22 protein-coding genes are annotated in these 23683 nt (G+C 75.1%); 12 read left to right on the top strand and 10 right to left on the bottom strand.

Annotated features, from left to right (window positions below):
* Nucleotides 1-51: 51 nt before the first annotated feature.
* The 5 genes from ACWPWV_RS05165 to ACWPWV_RS05145 form a co-directional block, all read right to left on the bottom strand.
* Complete coding sequence (locus ACWPWV_RS05165; protein WP_454041873.1) at nt 52-1809, bottom strand: RecQ family ATP-dependent DNA helicase; 1758 nt, start codon at nt 1807-1809, stop codon at nt 52-54.
* Entirely contained in the window at nt 1806-3614 is a 1809-nt protein-coding gene (locus ACWPWV_RS05160) for a pyruvate dehydrogenase (protein ID WP_454041872.1), read from the bottom strand. Before ACWPWV_RS05160 ends, ACWPWV_RS05165 begins: the two co-directional genes overlap by 4 nt.
* Nucleotides 3615-3730: 116 nt before the next feature.
* Nucleotides 3731-4327 carry a hypothetical protein gene (locus tag ACWPWV_RS05155; protein ID WP_454041871.1) on the bottom strand — a complete coding sequence of 199 codons (597 nt, stop codon included), beginning with the start codon at nt 4325-4327 and terminating at the stop codon, nt 3731-3733.
* Between the two features lie 120 nt (nt 4328-4447).
* Nucleotides 4448-5428 carry an NAD(P)/FAD-dependent oxidoreductase gene (locus ACWPWV_RS05150; protein ID WP_454041870.1) on the bottom strand — a complete coding sequence of 327 codons (981 nt, stop codon included), beginning with the start codon at nt 5426-5428 and terminating at the stop codon, nt 4448-4450.
* A gap of 24 nt (nt 5429-5452) precedes the next feature.
* Nucleotides 5453-6364: a class I SAM-dependent methyltransferase gene (locus ACWPWV_RS05145; RefSeq protein ID WP_454041869.1), complete on the bottom strand. Its 912-nt coding sequence runs from the start codon at nt 6362-6364 to the stop codon at nt 5453-5455.
* A 47-nt stretch (nt 6365-6411) separates the two neighbouring features.
* Here ACWPWV_RS05145 and ACWPWV_RS05140 point away from each other — a divergent pair, with 47 nt between their 5' ends.
* Complete coding sequence (locus tag ACWPWV_RS05140; RefSeq protein ID WP_454041868.1) at nt 6412-7005, top strand: helix-turn-helix domain-containing protein; 594 nt, start codon at nt 6412-6414, stop codon at nt 7003-7005.
* Between the two features lie 43 nt (nt 7006-7048).
* On the opposite strand, the gene ACWPWV_RS05135 is transcribed toward ACWPWV_RS05140, so the two are convergent.
* Nucleotides 7049-8239 (bottom strand): MFS transporter, encoded by a 1191-nt coding sequence (locus ACWPWV_RS05135; RefSeq protein ID WP_454042814.1) that lies wholly within the window; start codon nt 8237-8239, stop codon nt 7049-7051.
* 160 nt (nt 8240-8399) lie between these two features.
* Between ACWPWV_RS05135 and ACWPWV_RS05130 the strand changes: the two genes are divergently transcribed.
* From ACWPWV_RS05130 to ACWPWV_RS05120, 3 genes are all read left to right on the top strand, one after another.
* The gene (locus ACWPWV_RS05130) at nt 8400-8699 is read left to right on the top strand and encodes a GNAT family N-acetyltransferase (RefSeq protein ID WP_454041867.1); all 300 of its coding nucleotides are present in this window, start codon (nt 8400-8402) and stop codon (nt 8697-8699) included.
* Nucleotides 8700-8824: 125 nt separating this feature from the next.
* Nucleotides 8825-10732 (top strand): FAD-binding protein, encoded by a 1908-nt coding sequence (locus tag ACWPWV_RS05125; protein ID WP_454041866.1) that lies wholly within the window; start codon nt 8825-8827, stop codon nt 10730-10732.
* A complete protein-coding gene (locus ACWPWV_RS05120) occupies nt 10729-11601 on the top strand; it encodes a 2Fe-2S iron-sulfur cluster-binding protein (RefSeq protein WP_454041865.1) in 873 nt (290 codons plus the stop codon). Before ACWPWV_RS05125 ends, ACWPWV_RS05120 begins: the two co-directional genes overlap by 4 nt.
* A 51-nt stretch (nt 11602-11652) precedes the next feature.
* Here ACWPWV_RS05120 and pgm read toward each other — a convergent pair whose 3' ends face one another.
* Together pgm and ACWPWV_RS05110 are read right to left on the bottom strand one after the other, a co-directional pair.
* Entirely contained in the window at nt 11653-13335 is a 1683-nt protein-coding gene (gene pgm, locus ACWPWV_RS05115) for a phosphoglucomutase (alpha-D-glucose-1,6-bisphosphate-dependent) (RefSeq protein WP_454041864.1), read from the bottom strand.
* 56 nt (nt 13336-13391) lie between these two features.
* Nucleotides 13392-14330, bottom strand: a complete 939-nt coding sequence (locus tag ACWPWV_RS05110) for a TetR/AcrR family transcriptional regulator (RefSeq protein WP_454041863.1) — start codon at nt 14328-14330, stop codon at nt 13392-13394.
* Between the two features lie 135 nt (nt 14331-14465).
* On the opposite strand from ACWPWV_RS05110, the gene ACWPWV_RS05105 reads away from it, so the two are divergent.
* Nucleotides 14466-15485 carry an ABC transporter ATP-binding protein gene (locus tag ACWPWV_RS05105; protein ID WP_454041862.1) on the top strand — a complete coding sequence of 340 codons (1020 nt, stop codon included), beginning with the start codon at nt 14466-14468 and terminating at the stop codon, nt 15483-15485.
* Nucleotides 15485-16342 carry an ABC transporter permease gene (locus ACWPWV_RS05100; protein ID WP_454041861.1) on the top strand — a complete coding sequence of 286 codons (858 nt, stop codon included), beginning with the start codon at nt 15485-15487 and terminating at the stop codon, nt 16340-16342. The genes ACWPWV_RS05105 and ACWPWV_RS05100 overlap by 1 nt, the downstream gene beginning before the upstream one ends.
* Before the next feature lie 69 nt (nt 16343-16411).
* Here the strand turns inward: ACWPWV_RS05100 and helR are convergent, their stop codons facing one another.
* Complete coding sequence (gene helR / locus ACWPWV_RS05095; RefSeq protein ID WP_454041860.1) at nt 16412-18640, bottom strand: RNA polymerase recycling motor ATPase HelR; 2229 nt, start codon at nt 18638-18640, stop codon at nt 16412-16414.
* Nucleotides 18641-18776: 136 nt separating this feature from the next.
* On the opposite strand from helR, the gene ACWPWV_RS05090 reads away from it, so the two are divergent.
* From ACWPWV_RS05090 to ACWPWV_RS05075, 4 genes are read left to right on the top strand one after another with little or no spacing between them, the layout of a single operon-like run.
* Nucleotides 18777-19130, top strand: a complete 354-nt coding sequence (locus ACWPWV_RS05090; protein WP_454041859.1) for a MazG nucleotide pyrophosphohydrolase domain-containing protein — start codon at nt 18777-18779, stop codon at nt 19128-19130.
* Nucleotides 19131-19168: 38 nt separating this feature from the next.
* Nucleotides 19169-19726 (top strand): DinB family protein, encoded by a 558-nt coding sequence (locus ACWPWV_RS05085; RefSeq protein ID WP_454041858.1) that lies wholly within the window; start codon nt 19169-19171, stop codon nt 19724-19726.
* Nucleotides 19727-19779: 53 nt separating this feature from the next.
* Nucleotides 19780-20082, top strand: coding sequence for a hypothetical protein (locus ACWPWV_RS05080; protein ID WP_454041857.1), 303 nt, complete (start codon nt 19780-19782; stop codon nt 20080-20082).
* Entirely contained in the window at nt 20079-20762 is a 684-nt protein-coding gene (locus tag ACWPWV_RS05075; protein WP_454041856.1) for an HAD hydrolase-like protein, read from the top strand. Before ACWPWV_RS05080 ends, ACWPWV_RS05075 begins: the two co-directional genes overlap by 4 nt.
* 15 nt (nt 20763-20777) lie before the next feature.
* On the opposite strand, the gene ACWPWV_RS05070 is transcribed toward ACWPWV_RS05075, so the two are convergent.
* Entirely contained in the window at nt 20778-21569 is a 792-nt protein-coding gene (locus tag ACWPWV_RS05070) for an SAM-dependent methyltransferase (RefSeq protein ID WP_454041855.1), read from the bottom strand.
* 377 nt (nt 21570-21946) lie between these two features.
* Here ACWPWV_RS05070 and ACWPWV_RS05065 point away from each other — a divergent pair, with 377 nt between their 5' ends.
* Nucleotides 21947-22729, top strand: a complete 783-nt coding sequence (locus tag ACWPWV_RS05065) for a MerR family transcriptional regulator (protein ID WP_454041854.1) — start codon at nt 21947-21949, stop codon at nt 22727-22729.
* A complete protein-coding gene (locus tag ACWPWV_RS05060) occupies nt 22726-23634 on the top strand; it encodes an endo alpha-1,4 polygalactosaminidase (protein WP_454041853.1) in 909 nt (302 codons plus the stop codon). The genes ACWPWV_RS05065 and ACWPWV_RS05060 overlap by 4 nt, the downstream gene beginning before the upstream one ends.
* Nucleotides 23635-23683 lie beyond the last annotated feature (49 nt).

Below are 23683 nucleotides of genomic sequence, written 5' to 3'. Positions count from 1 at the left end.
ACCGAGGCCGTCGCGTGCCGCCCTACCCGCGCCGACCCGCCGACCTGCCGCTCAGGCGGGCTGGAGGAGCCCGTGCGCGAGGACCGCGTCGACGCTGAGGGTCCGGTAGCCGTGCGAGGCGAAGAGCACGGTCACGCGTTCGCCCTCGCCGTTCTCCTCGCCGGCGTCGTACCCCATGACCGTGCCGTCGCCGAACTCGGCGTGACGCACCTGCGAGCCCGCGGGGAACGGCACCGTGTCGTCCACGACCCGTTCCGTCGCGGTGCCCGCCCAGCACGTGTCGCAGCGCCCGCACGGCTCGGCGAGCTCCTCGCCGAGGTAGGCGAGGAGGAACTGGCGCCGGCACTGCGCGGTCTCGGCGTACGCGCGCATCATGTCGAGGCGCGAGTCGTCCATGCGGCGTCGCTCCTCGGCGAGCTCGACCGCCGCGTCGGCGACCGCGGCCGGCCGGGCTTCCGGCCCGACGAGCGCGCGGGCGTCGGTCACGAGCGCGCGCAGGCGTGCCAGACGCCGGGGGAGCCGACCGCTCGAGGACGCCGGGCCGTCGGCCCCGCTCGCCGCGTCGCCGCTCGCCCCGTCGCCACTCGCCCCGTCGCCGCCCGCCCCCTCGGCGGTCGCCTCGTCGTCGCTCGTCTTCTCGGCAGCTCCGTCCGCTCCCCGCAGGGCACGCGCCACGTCGAGCAGGTCGCCGCGGTCGGGCACGCCGACCCGGAAGTAGCGCTGCAGCCCCAGGTCCTCCGGCCGGTAGAACAGGACGGCGACCGCGGGCTCGCCGTCGCGGCCCGCGCGACCCACCTCCTGGTAGTAGCCGTCCGGCGAGCCGGGCACGTCGGCGTGGACGACGAACCGCACGTCCGGCTTGTCGATCCCCATGCCGAACGCCGACGTCGCGACGACCACGTCGACCTCGTCCTCGGTGAACCGGCGCTGCGCCTCCTCGCGCTCGGCCCGGCGCATGCCGCCGTGGTAGGCGACGGTGCGCAGCGCCTTCCCGGTGCTCGGGTCGGCGAGGGCGTCGGCGAGCTCGGTGGTGTGCCGGCGCGTCGCGACGTACACGATGCCGACCCCCTTCTCCGCCTCCTCGCGCACGCGCTCCACGACCGCGCGCCGCTTGTCCGCGTCATCGAGCGCGCGGACCACCTCGAGCGCGATGCCGGGGCGGGCGAACCCGCGGACGATCACCACCTGGTCGTGCAGGTGGAGGCGCGCGGCGACGTCGTCCCGGACGGGAGGGGCCGCGGTCGCCGTGAGCGCGACGACGCGCGGGCGCGGGTCGAGCGTGTCGATGCGCTCGCCGAGCCGCAGGTACTCCGGCCGGAAGTCGTGGCCCCACACCGAGACGCAGTGCGCCTCGTCCACGGCCACGAGGCTCGGTCGCGCGGCGCGGACGGCGTCCAGGACCTCCTCGTTCGCGAGCTGCTCCGGCGAGAGGAACAGGAAGTCGAGCTCCCCGGCGGCTGCCGCCTCGAGCGCGGCGCGCCGCTCGGCGGCGGGCACGGCGGAGCTCACCGCGGCGGCGGCCGCCTCCCCGTCCCCGAGCTCGAGCAGCGAGCGCACCTGGTCCTGCTGGAGGGCGATGAGCGGCGAGACGACGAGCGTCGGCCCGGGCAGCTCGAGGCCCGGCAGCTGGTAGACCGCGGACTTCCCGGCGCCCGTGGGCAGCACGAGGAGGACGTCGTGACCGTCGAGGAGCGCGGAGATCGCCTCGGCCTGGCCCGGCCGCAGCCGGTCCCAGCCGAACACCTCCCGTGCCGTGGTCCGTACCTCGGCGAGGGTCGGCGCGCCCGGCGCCGTGGCGCCGTCCGTCACGGGCGGGGCACGTTCCGCAGGTTCGCCCGCGCCATCGACACGACCTCGCCCATCCCGCCGCCGAGGACCTCCTTGCTCATGGCGACGGCGAACCCGCGCACCTGGCCGGCGGTGATGTTCGGCGGGATCGACAGCGCGCGCGGGTCGGTGACGACGTCGACGAGCGCCGGGCCGGGCCGGTGCAGCGCGTCCTCCAGGGCGCGCCGCAGGTCGCGCGGATGCTCCACGCGGACCGCGGGGATCCCGATCGCGTTCGCCACGGCCGCGTAGTCGACCTGCGGCGACTCGGTGCCGAACATCGGCAGGCCGTCCACGAGCATCTCGAGCCGCACCATCCCGAGGCTCGCGTTGTCGAAGAGCACGACCTTGACGGGCAGGTCGTACTGGCGGAGCGTGACGAGCTCGCCGAGGAGCATGGAGAGGCCGCCGTCGCCCGCCATCGCGACGACCTGGCGGTCGTGTCCCGCGTCGCGCGCCGCGGCCGCGGCGCCGATCGCGTGCGGCAGGGCGTTGGCCATCGACCCGTGCAGGAACGAGCCGACGATGCGGCGGCGGCCGTTCGGCGTGATGTACCGGGCGGCCCAGACGTTGCACATGCCCGTGTCGACGGTGAAGACGGCGTCGTCCGCGGCGACCTGGTCGAGGACGTCGGCGACGTACTCCGGGTGGATGGGCGTCGTGCGCTCGACCTTCTTCGTGTACGCGCCGACGACGCCGTTCATCGCCTTCTCGTGCTTGGCCACCATCTGGTCGAGGAACTTGCGCGACCGCGCCGTCTTCACGAGCGGGAGCAGCATCCGCACGGTCTCGCCCACGTCGCCGACGACCGCGAGGTCGAGCCGCGTGCGACGACCGAGCCGCGTGGGCTCGACGTCGACCTGCGCGGTGCGGACCTCGGCCGGCAGGAACTGGTCGTACGGGAAGTCCGTGCCGAGCAGGAGGAGCAGGTCGCAGTCGTGCATCGCGTCGAACGCGGCGCCGTAGCCGAGCAGGCCCGACATGCCGACGTCGAACGGGTTGTCGTACTGGATGAACTCCTTGCCGCGCAGCGAGTGGCCGACGGGCGCGGCGATCTTGTCGGCGAGCGCGATGACGTCGTCGCGCGCGTCCCGCACGCCCGCGCCGGCGAAGATCGTCACCTTCTTCGCGGCGTCGATCGCGTCGGCGAGCTGCTGGACCGACCCGAGGTCCGGGACGATGCGCGGGCGCGGGGGGCGGCACGCGACGTCCGGCACCGCGGCCGGGGCGTCGAGGTCGGCGACGTCGCCGGGGAGCGTGAGCACCGCAACGCCCGGCGCGCCGAACGCGTGGTGGATCGCGGAGTTGATGACGCGCGGCGCCTGCTCGGCGCTCGAGATCATCTCCGAGTACACCGAGCACTCGGTGAAGAGCCGGTCGGGGTGCGTCTCCTGGAAGAACCCGGTGCCGATCTGCTTGCTCGGGATGTGGCTCGCGATGGCGAGGACGGGCACGCGCGACCGGTTGGCGTCGTAGAGGCCGTTGATGAGGTGCAGGTTGCCGGGGCCGCACGAGCCCGCGCACACCGCGAGGCTGCCGGTGACCTCGGCCTCGGCGGCCGCCGCGAACGCTGCCGCCTCCTCGTGCCGCACGTGCACCCACTCGATGCCCTTGCCGGCGTTGTCGCCGCTGTTGGACCGGTGCACGGCGTCGACGACGGGGTTGAGGCTGTCACCGACGATGCCGTAGATCCGGCGCACCCCCGCCTCGATGAGCTGCGCGACGAGCAGGTCGGCGACCGTGCGGTCGCGCTTGTCCTGCGGGGAGCGACCGATTCCGAACGGCATGACGTACCTCCACGGGTGGGGACGGGTCGTCCTCCATCGTGCGTCGGGCGGGCTCCGGTCGCAGGACGAGACGGCGTCTCGTGCGTCACGCCCGCCCGGGAGGCCTCCGGGTCCTCCTAGAGCTGCGCGGCGACGACGAGGAGCGCGATCCCCAGGCCGAGATCGAGGACGAAGCACGCCTCGGCGAGGGACCGCGGCACGACCCGGTCCCGCACGAGGTGGACCGCGTCCCACGCGGCGTGCCCGACGGCGGCGAGAGCGGCCAGGTACAGCGCAGCGACGGGGTCGACCATCATGGCCGTGACCGCGACGGCGCCGAACCCCAGGAACCCCCAGGTCTGCGTGGCGAGCGCCCGGCGGTCGACGCGGGCGCCGCGCAGGAAGCCGAGGACGGCGAACCCCACGCCCAGGGCGAGCACGGTCGCGGTCTGGTCGACCCCGGCGACCCGCGTGAGGGTGACGACCACGACCGCGCCCCCGACCACGAGCCACCCGGCACGGCGCGAGCCGATCGCGCTGATGGCCAGGTAGCACGTCGAGGCGATGACGATGATCATGGCGGTCACGTGGGAGTCCGCGCCGTCCGTGAGGTTGACGAGGAGGGCGAGCAGGCCGACCACGGAGGGCCAGCGCTGCGTCAGGTGGCGTCCGACGCCGCGGTTCCGGCCGGAGACGCTCTGGGCGGTGGGGCGGAGATCTGCTGGTGTGCTCATGCTCGAGAGTCTCGGCCGAGGCACCGCACGGTGGACCCGTGCATCGCTCACGAGAAGTCTGCGCAGACCGCAGACCGCAGACCGCAGACCGCAGGACGCAGGCCCAGGGCGTCCCCTTCCCTACCGCCTGCCCGCTGCGTGCACGGCGGAGGGGGTCCGACGGCTCGCGACCGCCGCTGCGACGTCGGTCGTCGCGAGCTCGCCGTGGATCGCGGCGCCGGCCATCACGCCGGCCGCGGCCGACGCCCCGACCTGGGCCATGAGGTCGCTCGAGTTCCCCGCCGCCCACACGCCCGGGACGCTCGTCGCGCCGCGCGGGTCGGCGGGCACGAACCATCCCGCAGGAGCCTCCTCGAGCGTGCCGCCGAGCTGCTCGAACAGCTCCCCGCGCGCGACGAACTGCGGCCCGACCACGACCGCGTCGGTCGCGAACGACGTCCCGTCCGCGAGCACGACGGCCCGCACGGTGCGACCGTCGACCTCGAGCCGCTCGACCTCGCCCTCGACCACGCGCACGCCGAGCGCGGAGAGCTGGTCCCACGTCGCGTCGTCGGGCTCGGGGGCCGTGTGCTGGAAGAGCGTGACGTGCGGCGTGAGCTGGCGGAACAGCAGGACCTGGTGCGCGGCCGCAGGGCCCGTCGCGAGGACGGCGACGCGCTGCCCGCGCACCTCCCACCCGTGGCAGAACGGGCAGTGCAGCACGGTCGAGCCCCAGGCCTCGCGCACGCCGGGGACGTCGGGGAGCTCGTCGACGAGCCCCGTGGCGAGCAGGACGCGCCGCGCGCGGACGGTCGCGCCGTCGTCGAGGGCGAGCGCGAAGCCCGCGTCGGCGTCGCCGGAGGCGTGCGCGACGCGTGCGTCACGGACCTCGGCGCCGTAGCCCGTCGCCTCGGCGCGGCCCGCGGCCAGGAGCTCGCGGGGCGGGACGCCCTCGCGCCCGAGCAGGTTGTGCGCGCCCTCCGCGGGCGCGTTGCGGGGTTCGCCCGCGTCGATGACGACGACCGAGCGCAGCGAGCGCGCGAGGGTCACCGCGGCGGACAGGCCGGCGGGGCCGCCGCCGACGATCGCGACGTCGTAGGTGGGGAGGGAGGTGGTGGTCATCGGGTCTCCTCAGCGGGGATGGGGTCAGCGGGAGGGGCGGCGCGCCGCCCAGAGGACGCGGCCGCTGCGGGCCGTCGGCTCGTCGCGGGGGGTGTCGGTGCCCGACGCCGCTCCGGCAGGTCGGTCGAGGAAGGCCGCGATCGCAGCGACGTCCTCGGGTGGGAGGTACGGAGCCAGGTGGTCGCGCTGGCGTTCGAGGGTCGTGCGCACCCAGCGCGTCGCGTCGGGCCCGGTCGCCGGTGACGACTCGATCTCGACGCGCTCCACGAGCCGGAACCCGGCGCGCTGGAGGTGCGGCGTCCAGTCGGGGTACTGGTTCCACCCGGCGTGCGTCATCGCCTCGGCGAGGCGCCCGGCGAGGCCTTCGCGCCCGACGGACGGCGGCAGGACGGGCGTCGTCCCGGTCATCTCGACCACCGCGACGAGCCCGCCGGGGGCGAGCGCGGCGCAGGCGTCGCGCAGGACGCGATCCGGGTCCGCGACGTGGTGCATCGACGCGGACGCCCACACGAGGTCGGCCTCGCCGGTCGCGGGCCACCCGCTGTCCAGGTCGGCCTCGACGGTGCGGACCCGGTCGCCGACCCCCGCGTCGTCGGCCGCGACGCGCAGCCGGCCGAGCATCACGGGCGACGAGTCGACGGCGACGATCTGCGCCTCGGGCAGGGCTCTCGCGAGCGCGAGCGTGCCCGTCCCGGTGCCCGCGCCGAGGTCGACGACGGTCCGGGTGGGCGACGGGGCCAGGGCCGCGACACGGGCGACGACGTCCGCGAGGAGGTCCGCGAAGACGACCGCGTCGAGCTCGAGGACCTCGGCGCACGCGTCGTCGTCGGGGTGGGCGCCCCCGTGCGCGCCCCCGTGGGCACCTCCGTGCGGGTCGGCGTGGGTCCCGGGGGGCCCGTGGTGCGGCCCGTGGTCGTGGTGGGCGTGCGTCGTCATGCCTCCACGGTAGGCCAGCAGTGCGCCGGAGACATAGACTCTTGCGCATGACGCAAGAAGTGGACCTCGACGCGGTCGTCCGGCAGCGGATCCGCGGGCTGCGCCTGGCGCGCGGCTGGACGCTCGACGCGCTCGCGGCCCGGTGCTACCTGAGCCCGTCGACGCTGAGCCGGATCGAGACGGGCGGGCGCCGCATCGCGCTCGACCAGCTCGTGCCCATCGCCCGCGCGCTCGGCACGACGCTCGACCAGCTCGTCGAGCCCGTCGACGACGAGGACGTCGTGATCCGCCCCGAGCCCAGCCGGCAGGAGGGCGTCACGACGTGGCTCCTGTCGCGCGAGCGCGCGGGGAGCACGGTCGCGAAGATGCGCATCACGCCGGAGCGACCGGTCGGTCCCGAGCACCGGCGCGTGCACCCCGGCCACGAGTGGTTCACCGTGCTCTCCGGGACCGCGTGCCTCTACCTCGGCGAGCGGCGCGTGCTCGTCCAGGCCGGGCAGGCCGCGGAGTTCTCGACGATGGTCCCGCACTCGTTCGGCGCGCACGACGGCCCGGTCGAGATCCTCACGATCTTCGACCACGACGGCGAGCGTGCCCACCTCCGGGACGCCCGGCCCGGCGCGACGCCGCCGACCGGCTGACGGACCGCCGTCGGGCATCCATCGGAACCGGGGGCTCGGCACTTCATGCCGCCGGCGCGATGTCCTCCCGGGCGGCGCTGCGGCGCAGCGACCTGATCGCCGCGAGCGCCAGCACGACGGCGAGCAGTCCCGCCGCGACGACGACCTCGAACCCGGCGTGCGCACCGCCCGCGTCGATGCGCGTCCCGGCGACGGACGACCCGATCGAGACCCCGACGCCGAGCGACGTGCCCACCCAGGCGAGGCCCTCGGTGAGCTGGTTCGGCGCGACGAGGTTCTGCACGAGCCCGTTGCCGTTGATGAGGGTCGGCGCGATGGCGAAGCCGGTCACGAACATCACGGCTGCGAGCACCGGCAGCGACGTCACGAAGAAGAACAGGCTGACGCCGACGGCGAGGCCGACGATCCCCACGACGAACCGGCGCCACAGCGGCGAGACCCAGTGCCGCGCGCCGTAGACGAGCCCGGACACCAGCGAGCCCGACGCGAACACCGCGAGGATGAGCCCGGCGGCGCCCTGCTGGCCCTGCTCCTCGGCGAACGCGATCGTCGACACGTCGGTCGCGCCGAACACGATGCCCATCGCCACGAAGATCACGGCGAGCACGATCATCCCCGTGGACCGCATCGCCGACCGCTGGCTGACCCCCGGCTCCGGCACGACGACCGGCGGCTCGGTCCCGCGCTGCGACAGGAACCACAGCCCGCCGACGACGGCCGCGACGAGGGGGACGAGGAGCCCCGCGGACGGCGACACGCTCGTCGCGAGGATCGTCGCGAGCACGGGCCCCACGACGAAGACCAGCTCGTCGAGCGCGGACTCGAGGGAGTATGCCGTGTGCAGGCGCCGCGGGTCGTCGAGCACGTGCGTCCACCGCGCGCGGACCATCGACCCGTAGGAGCCCTGCGTGCCGCCGGCGACCGCCGCGAAGACGTAGAGCGTCCACTCGGGCGTGCGGAGCACCGCGCACAGGATGAGACCGCCGAGCCCGACGGTCGTCGCGGCCAGCAGGGGCAGCATGACCTTCCGCTGGCCCACGCGGTCGACGAGCCGCGCGATCTGCGGCGAGAAGATCGCCTGGACCACGATGAGCACCGCCGCGACGCGGCCGGCGAGCGCGTACTCGCCGTAGATGCCCTGGACCATGAGGATCGTGCCGATGCCGACCATGGACATCGGCAGGCGCGCGACGAGCGCCGCGGCGGAGAACTGCCACGCGCCGGGGATCGTCAGGACGGCACGGTAGGGGTTGCGCGACGCCGGGGCCTCGGGGGCCGCGACGCCGCGCTCGTCACTGGGGTCGTCGTCCCCCGGTCCGGCCGGGGAGAGCGGGGGATCCTGCACCACCGTCCCAGTGTCGCACCGGGTGCCCGGATCGTGGACGATGGGCGCCATGAGCCAGGACACAACCCCCGGGACCATCGACGTCGTCGACGCGGGCGACCGCTTCGAGGCGCGCACCGCGGACGGCGCCGTCGCGGGGTTCGCCGCGTACGTGCGCGAACCGGGCCGCGTGATCTTCACGCACACCGAGGTCGACCCCGCGTTCGAGGGCAAGGGCGTCGGGTCCGCGCTCGCCGCGGGTGCGCTCGACCAGGTCCGCGGGTCGGGCGAGCTCGTCGTGCCGCTCTGCCCGTTCATCAAGGCCTACATCGCCCGGCACCCCGACTACCAGGACCTCACGCAGCGCTGACGCCGGGGACCTTCGCCTGTTGCGCCGGCTCCCGGGAGCGACGAGCCTTCCGGTATGACCGTCGTCACGCCCGTGCCCTCCGTCCGGCGGCCCGCTCCGCGAGGGACCGCCGCGGGGAGCACCCGGTGACGCGGCTGCGGGTCGAGCACGCCGACGTCGTCGTGGTCGGCGGCGGGGCGGCGGGGCTGAGCGCGGCCCTGGCGATCGCCGAGGCGGCCGCGCGCGAGGCCGTGGGGGGCGCGAGCGCCCGGCCCCCGGTGGTCGCGCTCGTGTCGAAGGTCTACCCGATGCGCTCGCACACCGTCGCGGCCGAGGGCGGCGCAGCGGGCGTCGTCGGTGCCGACGACTCGTTGGAGCAGCACGTCGCCGACACCCTCGCCGGCGGCGCGGGCCTGTGCGAGGACGACGCGGTGCGGTTCGTCGTCGAGCGCGCCGCGGGCGAGCTGTGGCGCCTCGAGCGATGGGGCATGCCGTGGAGCCGGGGCGACGACGGGGAGGTCGCGATCCGCCGGTTCGGCGGGATGAGCCGCGCGCGGACCTGGTACGCGGCCGACCGCACCGGGTTCCACCTGCTCCACACCCTCTTCCAGACGTCGCTCCGGTACTCGGGCGACGCGGGACCGGTCCGCCGGTACGACGAGCACCACGTCCTCGACCTCGTCGTCACGGGAGGGGGCACGGGAGGGGGCACGGACGGCGGTGGCCCGGCCACCGCGGGCGGTCCGCCGGGCGCGCGGGTGCGCGGCGTCGTCGTGCACGACCAGCACCGTGGCGAGCCGCTGTTCCTCGCCGCGCCCGCCGTGGTCCTCGCGACCGGCGGTGCCGCCCGTGCGTGGGGGACGAGCACGAACGCGGGGATCGTCACGGGCGACGGCGCGGCGATGGCGCTGCGCGCGGGCGTCCCGCTGCGCGACCTCGAGTTCCTCCAGTTCCACCCGACCGGTCTGCCGGGCAGCGGGATCCTCCTCACCGAGGCGGTGCGCGGCGAGGGCGGGGTGCTGCTCGACGCCGACGGCCGCCGGTACCTCGCCGACTACGGGCTGGGGCCCGAGACGCCCGTCGGGTCGCCCGTGCCGCGCACGATGGAGCTCGGACCGCGCGACCGGCTGTCGCAGGCGTTCTGGCACGCCGACCGGGACGGACGCACGATCCCCTCGTCCGACGGCGGCGTCGTGCTGCTCGACCTGCGCCACCTCGGCCGCGAGCGCATCGCCGAGCGGCTGCCGCTCGTGGCGAGCCTCGCGAAGCAGTTCGCGGGCGTCGACCCGGCGCTCGAACCGGTCCCCGTCCGCCCGACGGCGCACTACACGATGGGCGGCATCCGCACCGACGCGCGCGGTGCGACCGAGGTCGCCGGCCTGTTCGCCGCGGGGGAGTGCGCGTCGACCGGGCTGCACGGGGCCAACCGGCTCGGGTCGAACTCGCTCGTCGAGACGCTCGTCGTCGGGCGCGCGGCCGGCGAGGGCGCGCTCGCGTGGTCGCGGCAGGCGGCGCCCGGGGAGGTCGGCGGCGAGGTGGTGGACCACGCCGCCGACGTCGCCGAGCGCTACCTGGCGATGCGCGGTCGCGGCACCGAGCCGCCCGCGGCGATCCGTGCGGAGCTGGGCCGCGTGCTCGACGCGGACGCGGGGATCTACCGCGACGCCGACGGGCTGCGCCGGGCGCTCGCGGCGGTCGAGGACCTGCGGGCGCGGTACGCGGACGTGCGCGTCGCCGACACGGGCGCGGTGCTCAACACGGACTGGGCCACGACGGTCGAGCTCGGCGCGACGCTGCTCGTCGCGCACGCGGCGGTGGCGGCCGCCCTCGCGCGCGAGGAGTCGCGCGGAGCGCACCAGCGCCTGGACTTCCCCGCGACCGACGACGTCGCGCGCCACTCGCTCGCGACGCTCGACCCCGACGGCGGGGTGCGGATCACGCACGCGGTGGTCGGTGGGCCGGCGTCACCCGGCGCCGAGCACGACCTGACGGACGCGAAGAGCGCGAGAACGACCGCCAGGTCGTTCTCGGCGGCAGAGGGAGCGGGCGCGTGAGCGGGGCGGGAAGCACGGTGCGGCTCGAGGTGGCGCGTCAGGAGCCCGACGGTGCGGCGCGGCGCGACGTGTTCGAGGTCCCGTTCGACGACCGCACGTCCGTGCTCGACGCGCTGCAGTGGGTCAAGGACCACGCCGACCCGACGCTGACGTTCCGGTGGTCCTGCAGGATGGCGGTCTGCGGCTCGTGCGGCGTCATGGTCAACGGCCGCCCGGTGCTCGGGTGCGAGACCTTCGTGCGCGGCTACCGCACGTCGGGGCTCGTCGTCGAGCCGCTCGCGCACGCCGCGGTGCTGCGCGACCTCGTCGTCGACACCGACACGTTCCTCGGCAAGCTCGCCGCGGTGAAACCGTGGCTCGTGCCCGACGGCGCGACGCGGCTCCCGCTCGCCGGCCCGGCGGGGGAGTCGCTCGCCCTGGGCGCGGACCCGGACGCGCACGCCCCGGACCCGGACGCGCACGCCCCGGACCCGGACGCGCACGCCCCGGACCCGGGCGACGGCGCGCTGCGGGCGCACGGGCCGTCGTCGGGCAGCGTCCAGGCGCCGGGCGAGCTCGCGGCGTTCCGCGACTTCGCGCAGTGCATCGACTGCATGCTCTGCTACGCGGCGTGCCCGCAGCTCGAGCCCGCCCCGGACTTCCTCGGGCCGGCGGTCGTCGCGACGGCGCGCCGCTGGGACGAGGACTCGCGCGACGGCGGCGAGCTGGACCGGGCCGACGTGCTCGACACGGAGAACGGCGCGTGGCCGTGCATCCAGGTCGGCGCGTGCACGCAGGTGTGCCCGAAGGGCGTCGACCCGGCGCGCGCGCTGCGGGACGCGCAGCGCGTCGCGACCGAGACGTGGGAGGCCCGCCAGGCGCCGCGCTAGGCCTCCGGCTCTCGCCGAGGTAGGACCGGAGCCTCTACCTCGCGAGCGGGGTCAGCTGCCGAGCGCCGCCGAGACCACGTCCTTGGCCTCGGCCTGGACCTGCGCGAGGTGCTCTTCGGACACGAACGACTCGGCGTAGATCTTGTACACGTTCTCCGTGCCCGACGGCCGCGCGGCGAACCACGCGTTCTCGGTCGTCACCTTGAGACCGCCGATCGCGGCGTCGTTGCCCGGCGCGCTCGTGAGCTTCGCGGTGATCTCCTCGCCCGCGAGCTCGGTCGCGGTGACCTGCTCGGGCGAGAGCCTGCCGAGCGTCGCCTTCTCCTCGAGGGTCGCCGGGGCGTCGACGCGCGCGTACCAGGACTCGCCGTACGACGCGACGAGGTCGCGGTGGTGCTCGGACGGCGACCGCCCGGTCGTCGCGATGATCTCCGACGCGAGCAGCGCGAGGAGGAGCCCGTCCTTGTCGGTCGACCACACGCGACCGTCCTTGCGCAGGAACGACGCGCCGGCGGACTCCTCGCCGCCGAACCCGACCGACCCGTCGAGCAGACCGGGCACGAACCACTTGAACCCCACCGGTACCTCGATCAGCCGGCGCCCCAGCCCGCCCGCCACCCGGTCGATGAGCGCCGAGGACACGAGCGTCTTGCCGATCGCCGCGTCGTCGCGCCACCCGCCCCGGGCCCCGGAGTACAGGTACTGGATCGCGACGGCGAGGTAGTGGTTCGGGTTCATGAGCCCGGCGTCGGGGGTGACGATGCCGTGCCGGTCGGAGTCGGCGTCGTTCCCGGTCGCGACGTCGAACGGCGCCTCCTCGCCCGCGCCGGTCATGCCCGCGACGAGCGACGCCATCGCGTACGGCGACGAGCAGTCCATGCGGATCTTGCCGTCCCAGTCGAGCGTCATGAACGACCACCGCGGGTCGACCTGCGGGTTGACGACGGTGAGGTCGAGACCGTAGCGCTCGCCGATCTCGCCCCAGTACTCGACCGACGCACCGCCCAGGGGGTCCGCGCCGATCCGCACGCCCGCCGCGCGGATCGCCTCGAGGTCGAGGACGTTCGCGAGGTCGTCGACGTACGTCGTGAGGTAGTCGTGCTTGTGGACGTGCTCCGACTCCAGCGCCTGCGTCAGCGCGACGCGCGGGACGGCGCCCACGCCGGTGCGCAGGATCTCGTTCGCGCGGTCCGCGATCCAGCCGGTCGCCTCGGAGCCGGCCGGCCCGCCGTGCGGCGGGTTGTACTTGAAGCCGCCGTCCCGCGGCGGGTTGTGCGACGGCGTGACGACGATGCCGTCCGCGAGACCGGGCCCGGTGGTCCGCACGCCCTCGGACGTCGCGGCGCCGTTGTGCAGGAGGATCGACTGCGACACGGCCGGCGTCGGCGTGAACGAGTCCCGCGCGTCGACCAGCGTCGTCACGCCCGCGGCGACGAGGACCTCGAGCGCCGTCTGCCACGCGGGGAGCGACAGCGCGTGGGTGTCGCGGCCGATGTACAGCGGGCCGTCGGTGCCCTGGGACCGGCGGTACTCCACGATCGCCGCCGTGATCGCGACGATGTGCGCCTCGTTGAACGCGTGGTCGAGGCTCGACCCGCGGTGGCCCGACGTGCCGAACACGACCTTCTGCGCGGGGTCGTCGACGTCGGGGGTCAGGTCGTAGTAGGCGCCGACCACGGCGTCGACGTCGATGAGGTCGCTGGGCTGGGCGGGGGTGCCGGCGCGGGGGTCCATGAGGACGATCCTGCCAGGGGTCGGGCGCGCGCGTCAGCCGGGAGCGCGCCCTCGGCTCAGCGCGTGGAGGTCGCGCGGTCGATCGCCATCTCCACGGCGTCCAGCAGTCGGTCGAGGCTCGCGTCGAACGGCCCCTGCGGCGCGTCGAAGCCGCCGGCGACGTAGATGCGCGTCATGGTCGGGTACCGCTCGACGTCGAACCAGTCCTCCCAGAAGGAGCCGAGCGTCGTCCAGTACTCGTCGCTGCCGTCCTGCTCGGCCGACTCGGCGATCGTCGCGCGCGCGAGCCCCTGCACGTAGTTGTCCAGGAGCGAGAGCGTCTCCACGACCTGGATCTCGTCGAGGCCCGTGTCGACGATCGTGCGCAGCCCCGCCTCCTGGGCGTCGAGGACGTGCGGGGCGAGCGGCGCGCGCCACATGTTGGTCTGCAGGATCCACGGGTGGCGCAGGTAGAGGTTCCACATCTCGTGGGCGTACTGCGCGAGCGCTTGCCGCCACGGGTCGCCGGCCGCCGGCAGGTCGAGCTCGGAGTAGGCGCGGTCGATCATGAGGTCGACGAGCTCCGTGCGGCCGGGGACGTACGTGTACAACGACATCGCCCCGACCCCGAGCTCGGTCGCGACGCGACGCATCGAGAGCGCGTCGAGCCCGCCCTCCTGCGCGACGGCGGTCCCCGCCCGGACCACGTCGTCGAGCGTCAGGCGGGGCTTGCGCCCCCGCGTCGCCGGGGTGGGCGGGTCCCACAGCAGCGCGAGCCGGCGCGTGACCTCGGGGGTCCGCACGACGTCGGTCGCGCCGGCACGCGCGTGCTCCGCGGCGGCGACCGCGTTCGGGACCCCTGCCTCGGCGGCGGCGACGACGCCGCGCGGCCGGCCGTCGTCGTCGGGTCCGGAGGTGCCGGCCCCCGCGTCGGCGGGGGGGTCGACGGGCGGGGTCTGCGGGGTGGCCGACGGCGCGCTCGGGCCCGTGCGCTCGTCGGTGCGGTCTGTCGTCACGTGCCCATCCTCCCCGACGTCCTCTCGTGGACCGCCTCGGGACGCCGGTCCGCGTGCAGGGCTTGCCTTTTCCCGTACGCCGTATGCTAACGTAGTCGGATCATTTTCGGTACGGCGTACGAAAGGGTGGCTCCGGTGATCCGAGCCCGTGGCCTGACCAAGACCTTCCACCGCAAGAAGGAGGTCGTCGAAGCCGTCAAGGCGATCGACGTCGACGTCCACGAGGGCGAGCTCGTCGCCTTCCTCGGCCCCAACGGGGCCGGCAAGTCCACGACCCTGAGGATGCTCACGAGCCTCCTCGAACCGACCGCCGGCTCGGCCGAGGTCGCCGGGTTCGACGTCGTGCGCGACCCCGCGCACGTGCGCTCGCGCATCGGCTTCATCGGCCAGGGCAACGGGGGCGGCTACTCCTACCGCGTGCTCGACGAGCTGCACAACCAGGGCCGCTTCTACGGCTTGCCCCCCGCCGAGTACTCGCGGCGAGCGGCCGACCTCCTCGTGGCCCTCGACCTGGGCGGGCTCGAGAAGCGGACCGTGCAGTCGCTGTCCGGCGGTCAGCGGAGGCGGCTCGACGTCGCGCTCGGTCTCATGAACCACCCGCCGCTGCTGTTCCTCGACGAGCCGACGACGGGACTGGACCCGCACGCCCGCGCCAACCTCTGGGAGCACATCCGGGCCATGCGGGAGCGGTACGGCATGACGATCGTCCTCACGACCCACTACCTCGACGAGGCCGACGACATGGCCGAGCGCGTCGTCGTCATCGACCACGGCGACATCATCGCCGACGCCACGCCGGACGACCTCAAGCGCGACCACGCGGACGACCTCATCACGCTCGCCGTGGCGCCGTTCCCGGGTGACGCGCTCGGGCAGGGCGCGCCCGCGTCGTCGGGCACCGGTGGGACCGACGACGCCTCCCGGGTGCTCGCGGCCCTCGCCGAGGACGCGGAGCGGGCGGACGTGACGCCCGGGGCGGACGGCGGGTCCACCGTGCGGATCTCCACGGCGCACGGCGCCGACCGGCTGCCCGAGGCGATCGAGGCGCTGCGCGTCGCCGGGTTCGCCGTGCGCTCGGCCGAGCTGCGGCAGGCGAGCCTCGACGACGTGTTCCTCAACCTCACCGGACGCAGCCTGCGAGAGGAGGCGGCGTGATGTCGACCAGGACCGACGTGTCCGGTGCCCGGACCACCGGGGTGACCTCCGGCCCCGACACCACCCTGCGGTCGGGGGCCGCGAAGTTCCTCGGCGACACCTGGGCCGTGTTCACGCGCGAGATCCTGCTCGTGCTGCGCGACCCGTTCACCCTGATCTTCTCGCTCCTGCAGCCGCTGATCTTCCTCGGGCTGTTCGGGCCGCTGCTCACCGGCGCGGTGGGCGGGTCGTTCGGCGGGGCCGAGGGCGCCAGCACCGCCGACACGCTGCAGTGGTTCGTGCCCGGCGTGATCGTCATGATCTCGCTGTTCGGCACGTCCATGAGCGGGTCGAACCTGCTCTACGAGATGATGACCGGCTCGTACGAGCGGGTGCTCGCGACGCCGCTCGACCGGTCCGCGATCCTCGTGGGGCGCGCCCTCAAGGAGTTCGCCCCGCTCGTCGTGCAGGGCCTGCTCATCGCGCTCGTGTGCGTGCCGTTCGGCTTCACGCTCTACCCGCTGCACCTGCTCGTGGGGCTCGCGCTGCTGGGCCTGTTCGGCATCGGCGTCGGCGCGCTGTCCATCGCGCTCGCGCTCGCGGCGAAGAACCGCGAGTGGCTGTTCTGGGGCGTGCAGCAGTCGCTGCTCTTCCCGCTGCTCATCCTCTCCGGGATGATGCTGCCGCTCGAGGCGGGCCCCGCCTGGATGCGCACGGCCGCGCTGTTCAACCCCCTGACGTACATCGTCGACGCCGAGCGCGCGCTGCTCGCGGGCCGGTTCGCCGACCCCGACGTGCTGTGGGGCTTCGTCGCCGCCGCGGTGACGTGCGCGGTCGGGCTGTGGGTCGGGATCCGGCGCACGCGGCGCACGGTGTGACGAGCACCTCGGCCGGCGTCCCTCGCGGACGCCGGCCGAGGTCGTGCCGTCCCACGTCGGCAGGTCGTCTCAGCGCGTGAGCACCACGAGCCGCTGCGTCGCGCGCGTCATGGCGACGTAGCGGTCGACGGCGCCCTCGATCCCGGCGCCGAACGCCTCCGGGTCCACGAGGACCACGAGGTCGAACTCGAGCCCCTTCGCCAGCTCGGGCGTGAGCGACCGGACGCGGGGCGTGGCGGCGAACGTGGGGTCGCCGATCACGCACGCGGTGCCCTCGGCGTGCTCGGCGAGCCAGCCGTCGAGGATCGCGTCGCGCTCCGCGGCCGGGGCGTGCAGGACGGGTGTCCCGGTGCTCCGGACCGACGTCGGCACGTTGGCGTCGGGGAGCGCGGCGCGGATGACCGGCGCGGCCTCGGCCATGACCTCTTCCGGCGTGCGGTAGTTGATGCTCAGCGACGCGACCTCGACGCGGTCGAGCCCGACGCGTCCGAGTCGTTCCTCCCACGACCCGGCGAACCCGTGCCGGGCCTGGGCCCGGTCGCCGACGATCGTCAGGCTCCGCGACGGGCAGCGGTCCAGCAGCATGCGCCACTCGGCGTCGGTCAGCTCCTGCGCCTCGTCCACCACGACGTGCGCGTACGGGCCGGCGAGGACGCCGGGGTCGGGCGGCGGGGCGGAGCCGTCGACCAGGGCGTCCTGCAGGTCCTGCCCGCGGAGCATCGACATGACGAGCAGCTCGGAGTCGTCGGCGGCGACGAGGTCGTCGACCACGTCGGCCATGCGCCGGCGCTCCGCCGCGGCGGCCGCCTCGCGCCGACGCCGACGCCTCGACGCCTCGGGGTCGCCGAGCCGCCGGCGCGCGGCGTCGAGGAGTGGCAGGTCGGACACCGTCCAGGCCTGCGGCTCGGCACGCTGCAGCGAGCGGACCTCCTCGGCCGAGAGCCAGGGCGCGCACAGCCGCAGGTACGCGGGGACGGACCACAGGTCCGCGACGAGGTCCGTCGCCTCGACGAGCGGCCACGCCCGGTTGAACGCGGCCCCCAGGTCACGGTCCTGCGCCAGCGCCCGGCGGACCTGTTCCGCGGCGACACCGCCGCCGTCCGCCGGCTCGGCATCCACCTCGTCGCCGATGTCGCCGACCTCGTCGCCGACCTCGTCGCGGACGTCCTCGCCGACGTCCTCGCGGACCTTGTCGACGAGGATCCCGAGGAGCGCGTCCCAGACGTCGTCGCGCGCCTCGTTGTGCGGCGTGCCGGGCTCGGGCGAGCCGAACGCCTCCGCCCAGTCGGCGGTGCTCACCCAGACGTCGCCCCACGGCGTCCCGACCTCCATGCCCTCGGCGGGCGGCCGCTCGGAGAACGCGACGGCCGGCTCGATCGCGCGCACGAGCTCGGCGGAGGCCTTGAGCCGGGCGACGTGCGGGTCGGTCTCGGGCCGCGCGACCGCGCCCTCGGGGACGAGGTCGCGCAGCGTGCAGGTCTGCACGCCCTCCTCACCGAGGCTGGGCAGGACGTCCGCGACGTAGGCGAGGTAGGGCTGGTGGGGCCCGACGAACAGCACCCCGCCGCGGCGGTGGCCGAGGCGCGGGTCGGAGTAGAGCAGGTAGGCCGTGCGGTGCAGGGCGACGACGGTCTTCCCCGTGCCGGGGCCGCCGTCGACGACGAGCGCACCCCGCGAGCCGGCGCGGACGATCGCGTCCTGGTCGGCCTGGATCGTGCCGAGCACGTCGCGCATCCGGGGCGAGCGGCTGGCGCCGAGGCTCGCGACGAACGCGGACTGGTCGTCGAGCGCCACGTTCCCCTCGAGGCCGTCGGGCGTGAAGACCTCGTCCCAGTAGTCGCTCACGCGGCCGCGCGTCCAGCGGTAGCGGCGGCGGCTCGCGAGGCCCATGGGGTCGGCGTGCGTCGCCCCGAAGAACGGCTCGGCCACGGGTGAGCGCCAGTCGACGAGCAGCCGGCGGTCCGTGGCGTCGGTGAGGCCGAGGCGCCCGACGTAGACGGGTTCCGAGCCGTCGGCCGGGACCGTGCGGCCGAGGCACAGGTCGAGCCCGAAGCGGCGCAGCGTGCGCAGCCGCGTGCTCAGCCGGTGGACCTCCTGGTCGCGGTCCAGGGCGGCCTGGCCGTGGCCGCCCGGGGCGCGGCGCGCGGCGTCGAGCCGCTCGGTGAGGTCGGCGACCTGATCCTCGAGGGTCGCCGCGATGTCGGCGAGCCGGCGCTCGTCGTCGGCGACGAGCGCCGGGTCGGCCTTGTGGGCGAGGCGGTCGGGAAGGTCGAAGGCGCTCGTGGCGAGAGGGTTCACGGGGCTCCTTGCGTCGTGGCGTGAGCCGCCAGTCTGGGCGCCGAGGGGGGCCTTGCCACAAGACCCCCCGTGCGCTATACGTTGAGAACGGAGGGGTTCGCGCGGCGTCGTCCGCGCACGGTGGTTCACTGGACCGGTGCCCGACGACGCGCCGTCCGCCCTCCCGCTCACGCTCCCCGACCTCGCCGACCGCGTCGAGGCGGTCTCCGCGCTCTACGCCCGGAAGTTCGGCATCGACCGGGACGCCGACTGGTTCGCGCTCAAGCTCACCGAGGAGGTCGGCGAGCTCACGCAGGCGTTCCTCGCGGCGACGGGCCGCACGCGGCCCCGCGCCGACGGCGGGGACACGCCCGACGGCGCCCGGCAGGACCTCGCGGACGAGGTCGCCGACGTGCTCGCGCACCTCCTGCTGCTCGCGCGCTCGCAGGACGTCGACGTCGAGGCGGCGGTGCGACGGAAGTGGCTCGCGTGGGAGGCGGACCTCGGCTGATCCTCGCCCTCGCGGGCGCGGATCGGTACGGTCTCGGGGTGAGCACCGAACCGCACCTGGAGCTGGCCGCGGACTCGCGCGCCGACCCGCCGTCGGCCGCCGGCGAGGTCGAGACCCTCCGCGGCTTCCTCGACTTCCACCGTGACACCATGCGCTGGAAGACCGCGGGGCTCGGGGCGCCCGAGCTCGCGACGAGCATCGCCCCGTCGACGATGACGCTCGGCGGCATGCTCAAGCACCTCGCGTACGTCGAGTCGAACTGGTTCTCCGTCGTCCTCCTCGGCGGGTCGCCCATGGCACCGTTCGACACGGTCGACTGGTCCGCGGACCGCGACTGGGACTGGCACAGCGCCGCGCACGACAGCCCCGGCCAGCTGAGGATGCTGTTCGACCGCGCCGTGGCGGCGTCCGACGCGATCCTCGACGACGTCCTCGCCGACGGTGACCTCGACCGGCTCACGGCCGTGGCGAGCCGGCACACGGGCGAGCGGTGGAACCTGCGGTGGGTGCTCGTCCACATGGTCGAGGAGTACGCCCGGCACAACGGCCACGCCGACCTGATCCGCGAGGCGATCGACGGGTCGGTGGGGGAGTAGTGGCCCCGACATCTCCTTCCGCGGACCGCCCGCGGCCGCGCTCCCGACGGACCGTGACGGTCCTGCTGGCCACGCTCGTCGTCGTCGGCCTCGCGCTCCTCGCCGCCGCGGCGTGGTTCGCGAGCCGGCCGACCTCGGCCGGCTGGTTCGCGTACGCGCCGCTGTCCGACACGACGTTCGTCCCCGTCGGCGCCTACCCGCCGGGCCTCTCCGCGCTGCTCGCGGCCGCCGGCGCGCTGCTCGTCGGGATCGCGAGCGGCTTCGTCCTCGGCAGGCGCGGCCGGCGTGCGACGCCGGCCGCAGACGGGCCGGGCGGCGCGCCCTCGGGCGACGACGCGTCGTCGGGCACCGTGTGAGCGCGCCGCGGGTCGTCCTGCTCGACCTCGACGGCACGCTCGCCGACTCCGCGCCGGGGATCGTCGCGTGCGCGCAGCACGCGCTGCGCGAGATCGGCGTGCCCGTGCCCGACGACGCGGCGGTGCGCGGGGTCGTCGGCCCGCCGCTCGCGGACGGGTTCACCGCGCTGGGCGTCCCCGCGCACCGCGTCGAGGACGCGATCACGGCCTACCGCGCGGTGTACGCGGCGGGCGGCATGTTCGACAACGCCGTGTTCCCCGGTGTGCCGCAGTCCCTCGCCGCGCTGCGGGCGCACGGTGCGCGGCTCGCCGTGGCCACGTCCAAGCCCGAGGTCTACGCGCGCCGGATCGTCGCCCACCTCGGTCTCGACCAGCACCTCGGGCGCGGCGTCGACGACGTGTACGGCGCCACCCTCGACGGCACGCGGGGAACGAAGGGCGACGTCGTCGCGCACGCGCTCGACGGCCTCCGCGCGGACCCCGCGCTCGCGGACCTGGCGGTCGACGACGTGGCGATGGTCGGAGACCGCGAGCACGACGTGCACGGCGCGGCGGAGCACGGGATCCCGTGCGTCGGCGTCGCGTGGGGCTACGCCGAGCCGGGCGAGCTCGAGGCGGCGGGTGCGGTCGCCGTCGTCCGGACGCCCGCCGAGCTCGTCGGCGCACTGCTCGACCGGTGAGCCGGCCGGCCGTGGTCAGGCCCGCGCCAGCACGACCACGGGCGCGAGGACCCCGGCGCGCGTCGCGGCCACCATGTTCGTGACGCGCTCGACGAAGGAGGGGCCGAAGACGACGGCCCGGTCCTCCATCGGCTCCCCGGCGGACGGCGCGAGCGCGGCGCGCCGGTCCTCGACGCGCACCACCTCGAACCCGGCGGCGGTGAGCGCGTCCACGTAGGCGGACGGGGTGTCGAGGAACGACGTCTCGTCGTCGACGGCCCACGGCTGCGGGTAGGTCAGGTCCCCGGGGCCGACGCGCATCTGGTCGTGCAGCCCGAACAGCCCGCCGGGGCGCAGGACGCGGTGCACGTCGGCGAAGGTCGCGGCCTTGTCGGGCAGGTTCATCCCGACGTGGATCATGGCCGCGCGCTCGTGGGAGGAGTCGTCGCACGGCAGCCGCTCGGCCGAGCCCGTCTCGAACCGGACGAGGTGCGACAGCCCGGCGCGCTCCGTCAGGACCTGCGCCGCGGCGACGAAGTCGGGACTCAGGTCCACGCCCGTCACGGGGCAGGCGTGCCGGTCCGCGGCGACCCGCGCCGGACCGCCGAGACCGCAGCCGACGTCGAGCAGGGGCGTCCCCGCGTCGAGCTCGAGCAGGCCGAGCAGGTAGAGGGTCGTGTCGAGGCCCCCGGCGTGCAGCTCGTCGTACGGCGCGAGCGCGTCGACGGGCACCACGCCGCTCTCGGCACCGGCGCTCGCGGCCGCGAGGATGCGGTCGGCGATGCCGTCCCCCGCGTAGTGCTGTCGGATCCGGTCACTCGTGCCCATCGAGGGCCTCCGCGTCGTCGCGCGCCCGGGCGGGCGTCCCGGCGTCGACGCTACGCCGCGCGGGACGCGCGGACAAGGCGCGGCGCCACCTGGCCGGCGGGCGCGCGCCACGTTCTCGGCGCCCGCCCGTACCCGCGACGCCCACCAGGTCGACGCTCGTCCCGGCGACGGCCGGCGACGGCCTCGGCCTGCACCTCGAGGTGAAGAGACCGGGGGCTGCCCATCCGGACGTCGTGGCGGACCGCGCGGCACGTCGCACCCGCGGGCGTCGGGAGCAGCCCGGCGCGTCAGGCGCTTGACCTTGACGTAGCGTCAACTCCTAGCGTGCTGATCGCTGTCGCGCCGCGAGTGCGGGACCACACGGAGGGAGGCGCGTCATGGGGATCACGGCACCGGGCCGTACGGCCGACTGGTCCATCCAGGAGGTCGCGCGGCTGGCGGGCACGACGAGCCGCACGCTGCGTCACTACGACGCCGTCGGGCTGCTCGCGCCGAGCCGCGTCGCGTCGAACGGGTACCGCCACTACGACGCCGACGCGCTGGTCCGCCTCCAGCGGATCCTCCTCCTGCGCGACCTCGGGCTCGGGCTGCCGGCCATCAGGGCGGCGCTCGACGAGCAGGAGTCCGAGGTGCGGGCGTTGCGTACCCACCTCGACTGGCTCCGCGCGGAGCGGCAGCGGCTGGCGCGACAGATCGCGTCGGTCGAACGGACGATCACGACGATGGAAGGAGGTGGCGAGCTCATGGCGACGGACATGTTCGACGGGTTCGACCACACGCAGTACCGCGAAGAGGTCGAGGACCGCTGGGGCAAGGACGCGTACGCGCGCGGCGACGCCTGGTGGCGCGGGATGTCGGACGATGAGCGGTCGGCATGGAAGGAGCGCACCGCCCGGCTGAACGACGACTGGGCGGCGGCGGCCCAGGCCGGTGTCGACCCGGCGTCCGACGAGGCGCAGGAGCTCGCACGTCGCCACGTGTCGTGGCTGCAGGCCGTCCCCGCGAACCCCGCGCACGAGGCAGGACCGCTGGCCGGCTACCTCCTCGGCCTGGGGGAGATGTACGTGAACGACCCGCGGTTCGCGCTCAACTACGGCGGTGTCGAGGGCGCGACGTTCGTGCGTGACGCACTGCGCGTCTACGTCGACCGCGGCCTGTGACGCGACTGCCCGGTCCGCGGACCGGGCGACACCTCGGGGGAGGGCTCCGCGCGAGCCCTCCCTCGCGGCGCGCCGGCGCCGGGCCGCGCACCGCGGTGCTGGTCGCCGGGGCGACGACCGTCGTGCTCGCGGGCTGCTCCGCGGCGCCGTCGCCGCCCGCGTACCGCCTGCCGCCGACCGAGGGCACGTTCGACTACCAGCTCGGCGCGGCGTACGACGTCCCGGGCGGGCTGGACGTGGTCGTGCGCGACGCGACGGCCGAGCCTGCCGACGGCGCGTACTCCGTCTGCTACGTCAACGGCTTCCAGACCCAGCCGGCCGAGACGGACCGCTGGGTCCGCGAGCACGAGGACCTGCTGCTGCACGATGCGTCGGGGCAGCTCGTGGTCGACCCGGACTGGCCCGACGAGCACGTCCTCGACCCGTCGACCGCCGTGCAGCGGGACGGGATCCTGGAGATCCTCGGTCCGGTCGTCACCGGCTGCGCCGACGCCGGGTTCGACGCGGTGGAGATCGACAACCTCGACACGTGGACCCGCTTCGACGACCCGGACACCGGTCGCATCGACGAGGAGGGCGCGCTCGCGCTGGCCACGGCGTACGTCGACCTCGCGCACGACGCGGGCCTGGCCGTGGCGCAGAAGAACGCGGCCGAGATCGCCGCAGTGGCACGCGACGACCTCGGGTTCGACTTCGCGGTGACCGAGGAGTGCGCCGTCTACGACGAGTGCGCCGCGTACACGGACGTCTACGGCGACCACGTGCTCCAGGTCGAGTACGACGACGCCCTCCCCGAGCCGTTCGACCGCGTGTGCGCCCGGACCGACCGCGCGCCGCTCACCGTCCTGCGCGACCGCGACCTCGTGGGACCCGACGACGCGGGGTACGTGCGCGCGCAGTGCTGACCGGTCGGCGCCCCGGCCGTCCCCGGGGCCCCGACCCGCGCAGGATCAG

The organism is Cellulosimicrobium sp. Marseille-Q8652 (genome assembly GCF_965112045.1).
The sequence above is the reverse complement of the archived record's forward strand: the minus strand, read 5'-3'. Positions and strand labels throughout refer to the sequence as shown.

Coding starts and splice junctions, on each gene's coding strand:
- ACWPWV_RS05070 (WP_454041855.1), bottom strand. CDS start 21,569: ATGGGCACGAGTGACCGGATCCGACAGCACTACGCGGGGGACGGCATC.
- ACWPWV_RS05155 (WP_454041871.1), bottom strand. CDS start 4,327: ATGAGCACACCAGCAGATCTCCGCCCCACCGCCCAGAGCGTCTCCGGC.
- pgm (WP_454041864.1), bottom strand. CDS start 13,335: ATGGACCCCCGCGCCGGCACCCCCGCCCAGCCCAGCGACCTCATCGAC.
- ACWPWV_RS05145 (WP_454041869.1), bottom strand. CDS start 6,364: ATGACGACGCACGCCCACCACGACCACGGGCCGCACCACGGGCCCCCC.
- ACWPWV_RS05150 (WP_454041870.1), bottom strand. CDS start 5,428: ATGACCACCACCTCCCTCCCCACCTACGACGTCGCGATCGTCGGCGGC.
- ACWPWV_RS05160 (WP_454041872.1), bottom strand. CDS start 3,614: ATGCCGTTCGGAATCGGTCGCTCCCCGCAGGACAAGCGCGACCGCACG.
- ACWPWV_RS05140 (WP_454041868.1), top strand. CDS start 6,412: ATGACGCAAGAAGTGGACCTCGACGCGGTCGTCCGGCAGCGGATCCGC.
- ACWPWV_RS05065 (WP_454041854.1), top strand. CDS start 21,947: ATGGGGATCACGGCACCGGGCCGTACGGCCGACTGGTCCATCCAGGAG.
- ACWPWV_RS05100 (WP_454041861.1), top strand. CDS start 15,485: ATGTCGACCAGGACCGACGTGTCCGGTGCCCGGACCACCGGGGTGACC.
- ACWPWV_RS05130 (WP_454041867.1), top strand. CDS start 8,400: ATGAGCCAGGACACAACCCCCGGGACCATCGACGTCGTCGACGCGGGC.